Below are 14,618 nucleotides of genomic sequence, written 5' to 3' on the forward strand. Positions count from 1 at the left end.
TATAATAGCTCATTACGAACTGAAAGAACCGCAGCTGCAACGACGAGCATACGAAGTAAACGCCGAACGAATAACGGTGAGTACAATTATTATAGGTGAATACGTGAAGGATTGTTGCAATCCATTCGAAACATACGGAAAGCAGCGAAAGAGGATAAACCACTATAGTTGTAAGTGGAATTATCTTAAAGTACAGCTATGACGGCATATGTATATTTTCCGGCATATAGATACAGGCCGTTTCATTAAAGCCTCCATTTTCATCATTTATAACTGTGGCAAACACATAACTCTTAGAAAGTAAGGGGGATGGGGATTTGGAGGAGCAAGATATAAGGGTGCTTATGATGCTTGACGCTTTTGATATTGGAGGAACAGAGACTCATGTCCTATCCCTTGCAAAAGTACTGTTAAGTCGAGGTGTGACCGTTTTTGTAGCGGGGAAGCCGGGGCCTCTGGAAGCCGAATTCAGAAAACTTTCCTGCACGATCTACAACTTTGGAAATAGCAGGAAAAAATTCGAGGATTGGGTTCGAATCCATAAAATTAATGTAATCCATGCCCATTTGGAGAGCAGTGGCAACTATGCCGCGCAAATTTCCAAGAAAAATAATATTCATATGGTGTACACGATTCACGGAACATACTACGACCCTTCGGTATTGCGCAGGCTAATCAATCGTCCGTTAAATAAACCTACCTTGATTAGTGTTAGTTTGCCGGTTCGGAAATGGCTGCAAAAGCATGGAATCAAATCGCTGCTTCTTCCAAATGGAATCGATATGGAGGAATTTAGCGCGAAAAAATCAAACCTCAGAGAACGTTTAAACATCCCCATGGAAGCTAAGGTGCTATTGTACGCCAGCCGATTGGAATTTGAGAAGTATGAGATTTGCAAGTTGTTGTTAAAGACATGCGTTATCGATGTGTTAAAGGAATTTCCGGATATGCATATTTTGATCGCTGGCGGTGGAATGAAAGCCGACAAAATCGATAAAAGCATTAACGAGTCCATAAGATCAAAACAGATCCAATATCTTGGAAACCGAATCGATATGTCGGCGCTGTATTCGATAAGTGATTACGTTGTGGGAACCGGACGAGTTGCGTTGGAAGCGATGTCTTGCGAACGCCCTCTGATCGCTGTCGGTACCAAGGGAGTGTTTGGTTTGGTTACACCAGACAATTTCAAAAAAGCAATAAAATATTATTTCTGTGACCATAAACGTCTCCTACCCTTGGATGAGAAAAATATGACAAAGGCAGTTATCGAAGGGTTGCGATTTAAACACGAAAATAATTACTGGAGTAAAGAATTGAGAAAGCGCATAAGCAAAGAGATGGAAATATCCCGGGTAGCCGATAAAATCTGTGAGATATACAAGGAAAGGGTCGGGGTTGCAGGCTTATGAACTACAATAAAATTATGATTGTTGCGCATCCGGATGATGAAACGATATTTGGCGGGACACAGCTCATACAAGAGAACGGCTGGTTGGTCATTTGTGTAACAAACGGTGACAACAAGGTAAGGCGCAAGGAGTTTGAGAAGGTGATGAAGAAAGTGAATGCGGAGTATGAAATGTGGGAGTATCCAGATAAATGGGACGGTGATTTCGATCGCCCGCGGTTAACGTCACAATTAACAGAGGTTCTCGCACGCAAACCGATTGAAAAACTTGTCACCCATAACTTAGAAGGTGAATATGGGCATACGCAGCACCAAGTTATATCCAATCTTGTTCACGCATTGGTTCAAAAAAATTTCTACGTATTCGATACCTCCGATATGAAATTAGATAAAACCATACTAAGAAAAAAACGAAAGCTGCTTGACTGTTATAAAAGTCAGGATATTGATTGGTTGAAGAAATATATTCAATATGAAAGCATTAAGCAAGTACGGTAAAGGAATTGGTATCATGCTCATTGCGGGCGAGATGGAGAACAGTTGTGGCTTCCGTACAAGCAAACATTTCTTGGATTCTCCATAAAACAGGTCAGTCGGTAGTTGCCGGTTAACCTGTTTTTTGTATGCGGATAAACGCAAACGGGGGGAATTAAAAATGGAGGACATTTAGAAATTGACTTTGATAATGATAACCATTATCATTTAGATAATGAGAAACGTTATCAATTAGGGAGGGTATTCATATATGGCGTCGTTGTTGATTGTGGGAGCGGATCATTTGGGGAACATCCCGGAGCATTTGGCAGGTCTCGGAATTGACGAAGTATTGCATATGTCCGGCCGGAAATGCCAGATGACCCGCAAAGGCATTCCCGAGAAAGTGGACGCCGTACTGGTACTGACCGATTACGTCAATCACAACCTGACCAAAGTGATCAAGCAGCAGGCCAAGGAGCAGGATCTCCCGATTTATTACGCCAAAAGATCGTGGTGTTCGGTGAAGCAGGCGCTTTGTTCTTGCGCGGATTCGTGCGAGTGGCTCAAAACGCCTTGAATGATCCCGCGGCCGAAGTGTATCAATACTTGAGCTTGTCGAGCACGCGTTCCACTTTGCGAAGATGCGTGGCCATACGTTTTCTCGCTGCGGCGGCATTGCCGAACCGGACCGCTTCCACGATCGCCGAGTGCTCATCGGACAAGCGGGCAGCCTCGCTTTGTTCGGCGAACAGCCATAGTCTTCGGCTTTCCCTCATGACTGGGCCCATGGTCAAAAATAACGTCTCGAGCGTCCGCGTAAGCAGCTCGTTGCCGGAAGCCCGTGCAAGCGCGAGGTGAAAACGGATATCGCTTTCCTCCAGCGCCGCTTCCTCCGATAACGTCATCATCTCCGTGATCACATTCGTCATTTCCGCCACCTGCTCTTCCGTTCTGCGCGCTGCGGCCATTGCCGCGCTCTCGGTCTCCAAAATATAACGCAGCTCGAGCCACTGTTTGAGCTGCTCCACGTTGCCGATCTCCGGCGCTTCGATCTGAAATCCGTCGCTGTCCTTCAAAACGAACGTCCCCCCGCCATGCCTCACATCGATCCACCCGTGGGCTTTTAACGACATTAACGCTTCGCGGATCGTAGACCGGCCGACGCCGTGAAGCGCGGCAAGCTGCTCGACGGAAGGCAGCCTCGAACCTACCGCCCATTCGCCTTGTATGATTTTATCGCGTAAGGTGTCGGCAATCACTTCGTATGCTTTGCGGATCATCACGGCTTCTCCCATCGTTCATTCCTAAGTTACGGTTATTGTACCATGTCGGTATATGAAAATTATAGACGATGCATGAGGGGCAATGCTATAATCAAGTCATCAGATGACCTGATTAATATTCGGTATCGCAGACGATACGATCGGACAGCCGTTGTGTTCTGATACAATAAGGCGTTGCCGTAATTCGGGATGCCTTTCCGTTCGTCGCGGCTTTCCGGGTATACAATCGGCTTGGAGGGATTGGATTGTTAGCACAGCCTGTACGGGCGCAGTTGAGCGCCATCGTCGGGGAGCGTTGGTTCCGCGACGACGCCGAATCGCTCGTGTCCTATAGCTACGACGCGACGCCGCTTTATCAGTCGATGCCGGACGGCGTTATTTTTCCTGCGTCTACGGAGGAAGTATCGGCCATTATGAAAGTATGCGCAGCGCATAAAATTCCGGTCGTCACCCGCGGAGCCGGCAGCAACCTGTGCGCCGGCGTCGTGCCGCTGCATGGCGGCCTGGTGATGGTGATGACGCGCATGAACCGGTTGATCGAGATCGATCAGGACAACTTGACGGCGACGTTCCAGACCGGACTTAATACGAAGCAGTTTCATACCGCTGTCGAGGAGACGGGATTGTTCTACCCGCCGGACCCGAGCAGCATGATTATATGTACGATGGGCGGCAATATCGCGCTCGGCGCGGGCGGCTTGCGCGGGTTGAAGTACGGCACGACCAAAGATTACGTAATCGGGCTCGAAGCGGTGCTCGCGAATGGAGACATCCTGCGAACGGGTGGCAAGCTGGTGAAGGATGTGGCAGGCTACGACTTGACGAGACTGCTCGTCGGCTCCGGCGGGACGCTTGCCGTACTGACGGAAGCGACCGTGAAGCTTGTGCCGAAGCCGGAATACCGCCGGGCGATGGTCGCGGTTTTCGCCGATCTTCCGTCTGCGGCAAGAACGGTATCGCAAATTATAGCCAACAGGATTACGCCGTGTACGCTGGAGTTCATGGATCAGGCGACGATCAAGGTCGTAGAGGATTATGCGAAAATCGGGCTGCCGGTCGATGCCGAGGCGATATTGGCTATCGAACAGGATGGCGAGGAATCGCAGGTAGAGAAAGATTTGCAGCTTATCGAGCAAATCTGTACGAACGCCGGAGCGATCCAGGTGAAGGTGGCGGCGACTCCGGAGGAAGGCGCGAAAGTTATGGAAGCGCGGCGCAGCGCGCTGGCGGCGTTGTCCCGGTTGCGGCCGACGACGATACTTGAAGATGCGACGGTGCCGCGTTCGCGAATCGCCGATATGGTGCTCGAGATCCAGCGGATCGCCGGCAAATACGACGTACAGATTTGTACCTTCGGGCATGCAGGCGACGGGAACCTGCATCCGACGGCGATGACGGATGCCCGCGATCCGGAAGAAATTCACCGAGTGGAGAAAGCGTTCGAGGAAATTTTCGATGCGGCGATCCGGATGGGAGGCACGATTACCGGCGAGCACGGGGTCGGCCATGTGAAGGCGCCTTATTTGGAATGGAAGGTCGGCGCTTCGGGCATCGACATTATGAAGCGGTTGAAAGCCGCGTTTGACCCGGACGGACTGCTGAATCCCGGGAAGCTGTTCGCCGAGACGCGCAAACGGATCGTCTTTACGGCGCCTGAAGCGGCAGCGGCGCAGGAGCTGGAGCAGGAACAGGCTGCGGCCGGAACGAAAGCGGGTGAATCCGATGGCAACGGCTGATCCGAAACAGCTGGCGGAACGGCTGAAGCTGACGCTCGACTCCGACCAGCTGACGAACTGCATGCGCTGCGGCTTTTGCCAGACGGCCTGTCCGACGTTCCAGGAAACAGGGCTGGAGGCGGCTTCGCCGCGCGGGCGGATTGCGCTCATGAAAGCCGTGTACGACGGCAAAATGGAGCCTGATGCGCTGTTCCAATCGCAGATGGATCTGTGCCTCGGCTGCCGCGCTTGCGAACCGGCATGCCCGTCGGATGTGAAGTACGGTCAGTTGATCGAACAAACGAGGGAGTCCATCGCGGAAGTGGCTGTTCACAAGTGGCCGGTCAAGCAGCTGCGCGGCTTGTTTATGGAAGGCTTGTTCCCGCACCACGGCCGGATGCGGGCGCTCGGAGGCTTGCTGAAGCTGTATCAGGTCAGCGGGCTGCGGAAAATAACGCGCAAGCTGGGGGTCATGAACTTGTTCCCGTCGCATATGCGGGAGATGGAAGCGGTGCTGCCGGAAGCGTCAAGCGACGGCGTCATCCGCCAGTGGCAAAAGCACGGCCTGCCCGCACGCTGGGAGCAGGCGGGAGCGGATGCGCAGCCGATGCTGGTCATCCCTGCCGTAGGCGAAAGCCTCGGCCGGGTCGGCCTGTTCCGCGGCTGCATCATGGATGTGCTGTTCACGGAAACGAACGTGAACACGGTCAAGCTGCTCCGCCTGGCCGGCTACGAGGTCGCGATCCCGACCTCGCAGACATGCTGCGGCGCGCTGCACGCGCACGCCGGTGAGGCAGGCAGTGCCCGCCGGCTGGCGCGGCAGAACATCGCAGCCTTCGGGGCGGCTCGCGTCGACTTCGTCGCGAGCAATGCCGGCGGCTGCGGCGCCAGCTTGAAGGAGGCGGACCACCTCCTTCCCGGCGATGACGCGGCTGCGGGCTTCGCCGCCCGCGTGCGCGACGTCTCCGAGCTGCTGGCGGAAGGCCGTCCGCTGCCGCTGAAGCCGCTGCACGCCCGGGGCGGAGCGGTGACCGCGACGTACCAGGACTCGTGCCACTTGCGCAACGTCATGCGCGTGTCCTCGCCGCCGCGGCAGTTGATCGGCGCGATGCCCGGCGTCAAGCTGCAGGAGCTGCAAGGCGCCGATCGCTGCTGCGGCTCGGCCGGCATTTATAACTTGACGCAGCCGCAAATGTCCGCCGACGTGCTCGATCACAAGATGGAGCACGTGGAGAAGACGCAGGCGCAGGTCATTTTGACCGCGAATCCCGGCTGTTTGCTGCAGATGAAGTGGGGCGTACACCGGCACGGAAAGAGCGGTACGATGGAAGCGATGCACCTCGTTGATTTCCTCGCGGAAGCGGTGGAGGAGCGGGGCGAGCAGTAGCTCGGAGCGCAGCACAGCGCGGGAACCGGTGGACCCTGTAGCAAGCGCGGCAATACGCAGCGTGCCAAACACGCTGCTGCCGCGAATACCCGGGCGCACGTTCGTACAGCGAAGCGGTCGCTGAATCTCGTCTGCCGGCTGCGCTGCTTTGGAACGACGATGTGAACGGTCGTTTCGGCTCGGTTGCAAGTTTTTGCGGTTGTTCCGCACTCGAATGGAACACGAACCAAAGAGGCCTCGGACGTACCTTATCGGTACGCCGAGGCCTCTTTTCTGACGCTTTGCTACGGTAAAAGGTTTTGAACAATATTGTCGACTTTTGTCCATCGCTCATGTTTGGACAGGTCCTCCGGGCCGGTTCCGATCGACGAAGATACTCGCCGGCTGCATCCATTCGATGCTTTGGCGCCGTTAGTCCTGTATGCTTCGGACATGAGCCCAGCCGGATACGGACGGCCGAAAAATAAATTTGCTAAGCGTCCCGTCCGGCTTTTCCGCTGCAACCAATATCCCGCCCTCAACCGGTAATATATGAAGAATTTCACTGTCCGGCAAAAGCCGCTCGACTTGAGGGGCGATCGCCGGAATGAGCGCGTCCTCCAGCCACATTCGTTCCTTGTGCCATTGCGGAGCAGGCGCTGGGGGCGGATAGCCACCGGCGGGTGCGCCAAGCGCGGAAGCCAGCTCGCTCGGCTCGGAGGGCAGCTTTCGTCCGGCGCCTACGGCGGCGACGAAGCGCAGGCATAGCTCGATGGTGCGGATCACTTCTTCGTAATCCAGAGAGCCGTTCGCATAGCGGATTTCCACCGTACCCCAATCGAACCAGGAAGCTGCGTTAATGCCGCAGCGGTGGGATTGGGGCCGACCGCGATGGCGAAGCGCATGCGGACCGGGGCTCGCTTCGAATCGCTCCAGCATCTCCTGCGTAACTGGAGGGCAGAAGATGAGGCGATGCTCGCTCGTCTGCAATATCGATCGCAGCGCATCCTGATACAGCAGCGAAGCTTCGAGCAGCGGCTTGACGATCGCCTCGTCCCACTTCTCCAGGCCGACATGCACATGCAGTCCGCAGCTCCAATTGGCCTGTGTGTTTTGCGCTTTCAGCCGGTTCAGCATTTCCCGTATTTGCTCCCGCTGTTCCCAGCGAATCGGAGGCGGCTTCAGCTCGCTGCCCGATTCCCGGCCGGCTTCATCCGTTTGCTGCTCATCCAGCGCCATGATCCAGCCCGGCAGCAACTCCACTTCTTCCGGCGCACCGCCGACGAACTCGATTTCCACCCCAAATTGCAACTCATTCCATTTCACTTCGCTTGGCCACATCGTTTGTTCCCACCTTCTCTTTTCATTGATTTTTTGCCAAACCAACGAAAAGAGGGGGCGGACCCCGGGCTTAGCGGGGGATTTTTTCTGGAGTCAAGGCTTTTTCCTCCTCACGCTTAGCGCATCTGTTGCGGCCATTATACCCAATAATTTCCGTTATGACAATGAGATGACGGGTTTGATCGCAGGGGGAGGCCGGTACCGCGGAGAGCCACGGTTCAGCTGTAGCCCGTTCATTTTCGGCATGATCATGCTCATTCGCCGTACGCATCATCGCACGAGTAACGGTTCAAGGATGATAGGTTGGCCTCTCTTAGTGGTAAATGTACATTCCGGGCGCAATTTAGATACGGCGTGTATCCCTTTACTTAGCCTTAGGTCTAGGTAACGTTCGGACTATTGTCTAATCCAATTTACTACCAAAGTGCGTGTCGATCATTTTCGATCTCCTCTATGATGGAATTAACAGAGAAACCGGGTCGCTTTAGGCAACAGACGGCAGCGCGGAAATCTTCACTGGCAGGAGGAAGATCCAATGAAAGTAACGTCTTTGAAATCGTACTTGTTATCTTTATGTTTGCTTTTATCGATTCCCGTGTTGGGGCTCATTTACACGCAACTTAACCGTGCAGGAGAGAAGACATATAGTCTGGTCACCGACTTCGATCGGCAAATTCCTTTTATCAAATGGTTTGTGCTGCCTTACCTCGGCTGGTACTTGTTTCTTTTCGCCGCTTTCCTGTACTTGGCCTATAAAAATCGCGAAGCGTATTACAGCACGGTCATTCAATTCAATGTCGGATTGCTTGTGTGCTACGGAGTTTATGCGGTGTACCAGACGTACGTTGCGCGTCCGGTGCTGGGCGGGGATGACCCGCTGCTGCAGCTCGTTCAGTTTGTATACCGTTCGGATCAGCCCTATAACTGCTTTCCGAGCACGCACGTACTTACTTCGTACCTCATGATGAGAACGTATTTGCAGGCAGCGAATATTCCGCGGCTCTACGTTACATCCGTAACCATAATGTCTTTGCTCATTATCGCCTCAACCCAGTTTATGAAACAGCACGTTTTATTCGATATTGTGGGAGCCGTCTTGGTTGCGGAAGGCGTCATCTATGCCGTGAAACGAGTTCAAGCCGTATGGCCCGGCAAACCGCTGGTTTCCGGCGCTCCGTATGGAACATTGGAAAGGAGCCTAAAATAATGCAGACGAAAGGGAAATTGCTGATTCTCACCGGGGCGCTCGGCGACGGGCATAATAAGGCCGCGCAAGCGATAGTGGAAGCGGCTCGGCATCATCGCCCTGAAATGGAAGTGAAGGTAGTCGACTTCTTGGAATGGACCCACCCGTACATGCATGTTGTCGGCAAATATTGTTTCATGCAATGGGTGAAAAGTCTGCCTTCGGTCTACGGGTTCTTGTACCGCAAGACGCGCGACGATAATACGCTCTCGGGCTGGTTCAAACGGATGCGAACGTTCAGCGCGGATCGCATGGTCGAACTGCTGAAGGAGGTTCAGCCGACGGAAGTCGTAAGCACGTTCCCCGGCGCCGCCGCGGCGATGTCTTACTTGAAGATGAAGGGCTTGGCGGATGTGACGACGGCAACGGTGATCACGGATTTTACGGATCACAGCTACTGGATTCACCCGCTCACCGACCGGTATATCGTGGGGGCCGAGCACGTCAAGCAGGCGCTGCTTCGGCACCGGGTTTCCGGGGATCGCATCGTAGTGACCGGCATTCCGATCCGGCTCCCCTTTACCCAATCCTATGATCGGGCGGCGCTTCGCGAGAAGTTCGGCTTGAATCGCCTGATGCCGACTGTGCTCGTCATGGGAGGGGGGCACGGACTGATCGGCAAACAATTCGCCTCGATCCTTCGCGAGATCCGGTTTCCTTGTCCGGTGCAGTTCATTATCGTCTGCGGCCGGAACGATAAGCTGCGGCAGCGTCTCGAAGAAGAGCTGAGCACGGCCGACATGCCGCACCGGGTGATGATCACCGGATTTGTCGACTATGTGCACGAGCTGATGGCTTTGTCCGATCTGATCGTAACGAAGCCGGGCGGGCTTACCGTATCCGAAGCGTTGGCGCTTGAGCTGCCGATGCTGCTCTACAAGCCGATTCCCGGGCAGGAGCAGGATAATGCGCGCTACTTGATTCGGATCGGAGCGGCGGTGGAGGCGCATAGCGCCGCCGAACTGACCATGCAGCTGCAGGACATCATTGAAAACCGTTCCGTGTTATTTCGGATGAAGCAAAATGCAAAATCCGCCCGCTGCAAAGAAGGCGCGGCGCAGGCGTTGACGGCCATTCTGGAAGCGAAAGCTTGCGGCGATATGATGTGGAGGGTGCCCGCGGTGGCGGCAAATGCGTAAGCTGCGGCAAGCCTCGGCACCAAAAAGCGCCTTGAATCGTGCAAGAGCGCAGCGCCATTACGCCGCTGCGAGCGCGCAAGGCAATGGCCTCCTCCAGCTCACAATGGCCGCCGATACGATGCCGACAGAGACAAATGTCGGCTTAAAACGGTTGACATGAAACCATTTGGTTTCGTATAATGTAAAAAGCGAAACCAAATGGTTTCACAAATAAGCGCTAATGGAGGCAACTTTATGTCGAACAATAATCAACCGACACTCCCGGATATTCGCAAGACACTCGTTTTGAACGCATCGATTCAGAAAGTATGGAATGCCGTCGCCACTTCGGAAGGCATTGCCGCCTGGTTCATGCCGAATGATTTTCAACCTGAGCTCGGCTATGAATTTCACCTTAATGCAGGGCCGTTCGGCAATTCCCCCTGCAAAGTAACGCAGCTCGATCCTCCGAACCGCATGTCTTTCGAGTGGGGAAGGGACTGGACGTTGACATTTGAGCTGGCCGAGCTGGAAGGAAAAACGGAATTTACGCTGATTCATGGCGGCTGGACGGCCGACATGGCTACCGAGTTCGGAGAATCTCACACCGTCGTTCGCGAACGAATGGATCAAGGATGGAGCGGCCTGGTACAAAAGCTCAGTGCGTATGTCGAAGCTTGAATCGACGGCTTCCTCGCCAAAGCATGACGTCTTTCAAGCGGTCGCCGATCCGACGCGCCGCCAACTGCTGGGGCTGTTGGTCGACCAGGAGATGCCGGTTACGGTTATCAGCGGGCATTTTCCGATGAGCCGCACGGCCGTCTCCAAGCATTTGCGCGTATTGGCGGATGCGGGGCTGGTGAAGGAAAGGAAGGTCGGGCGGGAGACGCGCTACCGTCTGGAACCGGAGCCGCTGCTCGAGCTGAAGCGATGGCTCGCCTTTTACGACCGGTTTTGGGACAATAAGTTGGCTGCGCTTCAGCGTTATGTCGAGCAAGCCGATGGGAACGACGACAGTCAAGTCGAAGCGCCGCTTACCGTTGTGAAACGGGAACCGGCTGAATAAATCAACCGAATGACAGGGAGGGGCAATCTGCCTCTCTTTTTTGCTGCATCCGGAAGTAATGCCGCTGTCTTCGTAGTAGTGGGAACGTTTACAAATCGGTATTGACAGGTTGCTATTATCGGAGGTAAGATGATCGTGCATATATAAACATTATAGAACAAAAATGATCATTAGATCGTTGTATGACATATATTCGAACATATGTGAACGAGCAAGCGTTGATATTTGATCGGGAGGGCGTTCCGCATGCTAGCAGCAGAGAGGAAATTGCGCATCGTAGAATTTGTAAAAGAGAAACGGGCTGCCAGTGTTGCTCTACTATCCAAGCATTTCGGGGTTCATGAGGTCACGATCCGCAGAGATTTGGCAGAAATCGAACAGGAAGGTCTCCTGCGCCGAACACATGGGGGGGTGATTGTGGAGCAAGGCGTAAGCATTGAGCCTCCGTTCTCCGAACGTTCCAACAATCAGGTAGAACAGAAAAAACGCATTGCCAAAAGAGCGGCCGAAATGATAGAGGACGGAGACTGCATCATCCTCGATTCGGGGACGACGACGGTCCAGATGATCCCTCATATTATGAACCGTGCCAACTTGACTGTCGTGACGAACGATATCAATATTGCAGCCGAGCTGCGCAGTCCCGACATCAAAGTCATTGTAACGGGCGGCGAGCTATATCACGAAAGCTTTGTGCTTAACGGAATGTATGCCGATAAAATGCTTGGCATGCTGCATTTGCAAAAAGCATTTATCGGGACATGGGCGATTCACCCGGTATACGGCTTGACGTACCAAGATTCGCTTTTCGTTCCGACCAAGCAGGCGATGATCAGGGCCGCGCAGGAAATCATCGTGCTGGCCGACGATACGAAGATCGGCAAGGTTGCGCTTCATACGCTCGCTCCGATTCATGAAATACATACGTTCATAACGGGAACCGAAGCGGTCGAAGCCGAGCCTTACCTCAAACAATTCAGGGATAACGGCATCCATGTCATCACAGCCTAGTTTTTTTCATACGTGGGAAAACCGATACTTGGGAGGATGATTCAAATGAAAATTCGAGGCATCGCACACAGAGGATACCCGGCGAAATACGCAGAAAATACGTTGACTTCGTTTCAAGCGGCGCGCGACTTAGGATATTCCCAGTTGGAGCTGGATGTCCATATCAGCAAGGACGGCGTCCCTGTCGTTATGCACGACGCCGCAATCCACCGGATGACGAACGGAAAAGGTTTGATTAAAGATTACACGGTCGAGCAGTTAAAACAATTTCGCATCGGCGAGACGGAGACGATTCCGACGCTCGAAGAGGCGTTGCGGCTGGTGAAAGGCCACATGATCGTCAATATCGATTTGAAACAGACGGGCGACTATTATAAAGGCATGGAAGAAGCGGTGTATGAGGTTCTTCGCGCAACCGGTATGGTGGATCAGGTATATTTGATGTCGCTCGATCATTTTTCGCTGATCAAGATGAGGAAGCTGTCGCCGGACGTCGAACTCGGCGTCTCGTTTATCGGCAGCATGCCTTGCGTATTCCCGTTTATGAAAGAAATCCGGGCGCGATATTTGGCGGTGAAACTTTGCTACATGACGGATGAATATTACCGGATGATTGAGGAGCACGGGTACGAGCTGATCGCCTGGCCGGTCAATTCGGAGGCCGATATGAGCCTGGTAGTGGAGAAATACCCGAACGCCTTGGTAACGACCAATGATTTGGAGAAGTGGATGTCCTTTTTGGAGAAAAGAAAGCAAGCAGAGCACAGCCGTATTTCATAAGCAACCGGAGCTGCGGCTAAAGCGCATAGACGTCAAAAAAGGAACGAATTGGGGAAATCGCCGGAGTGCGTGTCCGGCCTCTTCCTGATTCGTTCCTTTCGCTTTTCCGGATAGAACCTCACACTTAAGGTTTGTTTCATTTATGATATACCGGTGCGATGCGATCAATCCGATTCGTCCAAATGCCGCCGGTGAAATGGGTGGGCAGACGTGCGAGATCTTCGGCGCGATCAAACCCGGATGAAAACTCGCTGCCGTCCCCGCCTACTACAATGACACGCGTGTCCGCTCCATCCATCCGGTTTAGAAAACGGTCCGGCCATCCCCACAGCCAAGGCCCGATTTTTTCGGGAATGTGCAGCTGCGTACGTTCGCATGCCGATGGGATGTATCCCGTCCAGCCTACGGCGATGTAAGGCAGCAAGCAGCTTTTCATCGTAGCTTTGGACATGACGCGGATATCGGGCATGTGCGTTTTGACGGAGGCAATCGGTTCGTCTCCGCCATAAACCGTCAGCCGGTTTCGCCTGTCCTCGGGCAGCTTCGCGAGCGCCTGAGCGAGCTGTTCTCCTTCTTTCGGATCGTTGCTTTTTATATGTATCAGCAGCGACTGCGCGGGAAATCGCGCCAGCACTTCATCAAGCGACGGCATCCCTCCGATCCCTTTGCCGCGGAACGGGAACGTTTTCCCGCGATCGGCGGTGTAGCCGTATCCGATATCGAATTGCTTCAATTCCGCCATCGTGTAGAGTTTCGGCTCCCCTTTCGCATTCGTCCGGCAATCGAGCGTCCAATCGTGAAACACGGCGAATTGTCCGTCTTTGGTGGGCCTAATATCCAATTCGACGATATCGGCCCCTGCCTCGAAGGCCGCTTCCATCGCCGGAATTGTATTTTCCAAATAAGGATGCTCCGGCTCGTAAATGCGCTCGGCTGTGCACGTATCATTCGCGATGCCTTCCATCACGAACGTTTGCGCCAGCCCGCGATGTGCAAGCAGCAGCGGTTCTCCGCTGCGCGCTTTGGCAAAGTGCGAACTGTTATTCAAGTAGGCGAATACGAGCAATACGAGGAATAGCGCAGTCGTCTTGCCTTTCAATATTTTTTTCAGCCTGTTCATCATACACCTCCTGCGGCGAATATTGTGAGTGACGTGAAGTAGTCCTATTTTCGTCTACTTTCCGGCGGGATTCAATGACGAGGAGATGATAATCATATGATGCGTACATTCTCGCAATTCCTTGCGGTTTCGGTTTTCGTCCGTAGCGTGCCGTAAGAATGAAAACTGGTTATCTGGCAAACAATGGCAATTGCAACCAAAATTGCAAAAGGGCAGATGATCGCTGATGGAAAGAACCGTATTGATTATGACTTGGATCGTCAGCATATCGGCGCTGATTGCTTTCGTGCCGCTGCGCAGATGGAGGGAAGCGGCGGTCGTATTTTTGGCGAGTCAATCCGTAACCTGGTTCGTCAGCATTTCGTTTGTGGAATGGGGCGTGTTATGGGATCGTCGTGAGCGGGCTTTCATTGCCCGAACATTTCATAGAGAAATATACGCATCTAATTCAATATCACCATTGGCACTGGTATTATACGTGCATCAGCCTTTGTGCTACGCTATGGCTTTCACGCTTGTTTTACACCTTGTTTTTTCGAATAAAACGATCGCGCACCGACGGGGACTTCGCCGGACAATAGCGCTTGTCCGAAAATCGGCGGCACCAACGCAGACCTCTCTCTTTTTGATGGAAAAAGATTGTTAGGAAATCGGGTGCATTCCACGGTATAATAGAGCTACTCG

16 protein-coding genes are annotated in these 14,618 nt (G+C 53.3%); 13 read left to right on the forward strand and 3 right to left on the reverse strand.

Annotated elements, in window-relative coordinates:
* Positions 1-317: 317 nt before the first annotated feature.
* From ACFQI7_RS31455 to ACFQI7_RS31465, 3 genes are all read left to right on the forward strand, one after another.
* Positions 318-1,412 (forward strand): glycosyltransferase, encoded by a 1,095-nt coding sequence (locus ACFQI7_RS31455; RefSeq protein ID WP_218101755.1) that lies wholly within the window; start codon positions 318-320, stop codon positions 1,410-1,412.
* Complete coding sequence (locus tag ACFQI7_RS31460) at positions 1,409-1,909, forward strand: PIG-L family deacetylase (protein ID WP_218101754.1); 501 nt, start codon at positions 1,409-1,411, stop codon at positions 1,907-1,909. The genes ACFQI7_RS31455 and ACFQI7_RS31460 overlap by 4 nt, the downstream gene beginning before the upstream one ends.
* Positions 1,910-2,156: 247 nt before the next feature.
* Positions 2,157-2,465 carry a DUF2325 domain-containing protein gene (locus ACFQI7_RS31465; RefSeq protein WP_218101753.1) on the forward strand — a complete coding sequence of 103 codons (309 nt, stop codon included), beginning with the start codon at positions 2,157-2,159 and terminating at the stop codon, positions 2,463-2,465.
* A gap of 22 nt (positions 2,466-2,487) precedes the next feature.
* On the opposite strand, the gene ACFQI7_RS31470 is transcribed toward ACFQI7_RS31465, so the two are convergent.
* On the reverse strand, positions 2,488-3,168 hold the full coding sequence (locus ACFQI7_RS31470) for a FadR/GntR family transcriptional regulator (protein WP_218101752.1): 681 nt from the start codon (positions 3,166-3,168) through the stop codon (positions 2,488-2,490).
* Positions 3,169-3,416: 248 nt separating this feature from the next.
* Here ACFQI7_RS31470 and ACFQI7_RS31475 point away from each other — a divergent pair, with 248 nt between their 5' ends.
* Complete coding sequence (locus ACFQI7_RS31475; protein WP_218101751.1) at positions 3,417-4,907, forward strand: FAD-binding oxidoreductase; 1,491 nt, start codon at positions 3,417-3,419, stop codon at positions 4,905-4,907.
* Positions 4,894-6,273 (forward strand): (Fe-S)-binding protein, encoded by a 1,380-nt coding sequence (locus ACFQI7_RS31480; protein ID WP_218101750.1) that lies wholly within the window; start codon positions 4,894-4,896, stop codon positions 6,271-6,273. The genes ACFQI7_RS31475 and ACFQI7_RS31480 overlap by 14 nt, the downstream gene beginning before the upstream one ends.
* A 411-nt stretch (positions 6,274-6,684) precedes the next feature.
* Here the strand turns inward: ACFQI7_RS31480 and ACFQI7_RS31485 are convergent, their stop codons facing one another.
* On the reverse strand, positions 6,685-7,593 hold the full coding sequence (locus ACFQI7_RS31485; RefSeq protein ID WP_218101749.1) for an amidoligase family protein: 909 nt from the start codon (positions 7,591-7,593) through the stop codon (positions 6,685-6,687).
* A gap of 535 nt (positions 7,594-8,128) precedes the next feature.
* Here ACFQI7_RS31485 and ACFQI7_RS31490 point away from each other — a divergent pair.
* The 6 genes from ACFQI7_RS31490 (at position 8,129) to ACFQI7_RS31515 (ending at position 12,814) form a co-directional block, all read left to right on the forward strand.
* Positions 8,129-8,800 (forward strand): phosphatase PAP2 family protein, encoded by a 672-nt coding sequence (locus tag ACFQI7_RS31490; RefSeq protein WP_218101748.1) that lies wholly within the window; start codon positions 8,129-8,131, stop codon positions 8,798-8,800.
* Positions 8,800-9,978: an MGDG synthase family glycosyltransferase gene (locus ACFQI7_RS31495; RefSeq protein ID WP_218101747.1), complete on the forward strand. Its 1,179-nt coding sequence runs from the start codon at positions 8,800-8,802 to the stop codon at positions 9,976-9,978. Before ACFQI7_RS31490 ends, ACFQI7_RS31495 begins: the two co-directional genes overlap by 1 nt.
* A 234-nt stretch (positions 9,979-10,212) precedes the next feature.
* On the forward strand, positions 10,213-10,638 hold the full coding sequence (locus ACFQI7_RS31500) for an SRPBCC family protein (protein ID WP_218101746.1): 426 nt from the start codon (positions 10,213-10,215) through the stop codon (positions 10,636-10,638).
* On the forward strand, positions 10,625-11,023 hold the full coding sequence (locus ACFQI7_RS31505) for an ArsR/SmtB family transcription factor (RefSeq protein WP_218101745.1): 399 nt from the start codon (positions 10,625-10,627) through the stop codon (positions 11,021-11,023). The genes ACFQI7_RS31500 and ACFQI7_RS31505 overlap by 14 nt, the downstream gene beginning before the upstream one ends.
* 246 nt (positions 11,024-11,269) lie before the next feature.
* Positions 11,270-12,034, forward strand: a complete 765-nt coding sequence (locus ACFQI7_RS31510) for a DeoR/GlpR family DNA-binding transcription regulator (protein WP_218101744.1) — start codon at positions 11,270-11,272, stop codon at positions 12,032-12,034.
* A 45-nt stretch (positions 12,035-12,079) separates the two neighbouring features.
* Positions 12,080-12,814 (forward strand): glycerophosphodiester phosphodiesterase, encoded by a 735-nt coding sequence (locus ACFQI7_RS31515; RefSeq protein ID WP_218101743.1) that lies wholly within the window; start codon positions 12,080-12,082, stop codon positions 12,812-12,814.
* A 136-nt stretch (positions 12,815-12,950) separates the two neighbouring features.
* Here ACFQI7_RS31515 and ACFQI7_RS31520 read toward each other — a convergent pair whose 3' ends face one another.
* Positions 12,951-13,934: a glycerophosphodiester phosphodiesterase family protein gene (locus ACFQI7_RS31520; RefSeq protein WP_218101742.1), complete on the reverse strand. Its 984-nt coding sequence runs from the start codon at positions 13,932-13,934 to the stop codon at positions 12,951-12,953.
* Between the two features lie 183 nt (positions 13,935-14,117).
* Here ACFQI7_RS31520 and ACFQI7_RS31525 point away from each other — a divergent pair, with 183 nt between their 5' ends.
* Both ACFQI7_RS31525 and ACFQI7_RS31530 read left to right on the forward strand, forming a co-directional pair.
* Complete coding sequence (locus tag ACFQI7_RS31525; protein WP_218101741.1) at positions 14,118-14,333, forward strand: hypothetical protein; 216 nt, start codon at positions 14,118-14,120, stop codon at positions 14,331-14,333.
* Entirely contained in the window at positions 14,330-14,515 is a 186-nt protein-coding gene (locus tag ACFQI7_RS31530; RefSeq protein ID WP_377518186.1) for a hypothetical protein, read from the forward strand. The genes ACFQI7_RS31525 and ACFQI7_RS31530 overlap by 4 nt, the downstream gene beginning before the upstream one ends.
* The last annotated feature ends 103 nt before the right edge of the window (positions 14,516-14,618 follow it).

Origin of the sequence: Paenibacillus allorhizosphaerae (assembly GCF_042659105.1) — a bacterium.
GTDB lineage: Bacteria > Bacillota > Bacilli > Paenibacillales > NBRC-103111 > Paenibacillus_G > Paenibacillus_G allorhizosphaerae.

Coding starts and splice junctions, on each gene's coding strand:
- ACFQI7_RS31460 (WP_218101754.1), top strand. CDS start 1,409: ATGAACTACAATAAAATTATGATTGTTGCGCATCCGGATGATGAAACG.
- ACFQI7_RS31465 (WP_218101753.1), top strand. CDS start 2,157: ATGGCGTCGTTGTTGATTGTGGGAGCGGATCATTTGGGGAACATCCCG.
- ACFQI7_RS31470 (WP_218101752.1), bottom strand. CDS start 3,168: ATGATCCGCAAAGCATACGAAGTGATTGCCGACACCTTACGCGATAAA.
- ACFQI7_RS31480 (WP_218101750.1), top strand. CDS start 4,894: ATGGCAACGGCTGATCCGAAACAGCTGGCGGAACGGCTGAAGCTGACG.
- ACFQI7_RS31485 (WP_218101749.1), bottom strand. CDS start 7,593: ATGTGGCCAAGCGAAGTGAAATGGAATGAGTTGCAATTTGGGGTGGAA.
- ACFQI7_RS31490 (WP_218101748.1), top strand. CDS start 8,129: ATGAAAGTAACGTCTTTGAAATCGTACTTGTTATCTTTATGTTTGCTT.
- ACFQI7_RS31495 (WP_218101747.1), top strand. CDS start 8,800: ATGCAGACGAAAGGGAAATTGCTGATTCTCACCGGGGCGCTCGGCGAC.
- ACFQI7_RS31500 (WP_218101746.1), top strand. CDS start 10,213: ATGTCGAACAATAATCAACCGACACTCCCGGATATTCGCAAGACACTC.
- ACFQI7_RS31505 (WP_218101745.1), top strand. CDS start 10,625: ATGTCGAAGCTTGAATCGACGGCTTCCTCGCCAAAGCATGACGTCTTT.
- ACFQI7_RS31510 (WP_218101744.1), top strand. CDS start 11,270: ATGCTAGCAGCAGAGAGGAAATTGCGCATCGTAGAATTTGTAAAAGAG.
- ACFQI7_RS31515 (WP_218101743.1), top strand. CDS start 12,080: ATGAAAATTCGAGGCATCGCACACAGAGGATACCCGGCGAAATACGCA.
- ACFQI7_RS31520 (WP_218101742.1), bottom strand. CDS start 13,934: ATGAACAGGCTGAAAAAAATATTGAAAGGCAAGACGACTGCGCTATTC.
- ACFQI7_RS31525 (WP_218101741.1), top strand. CDS start 14,118: ATGGCAATTGCAACCAAAATTGCAAAAGGGCAGATGATCGCTGATGGA.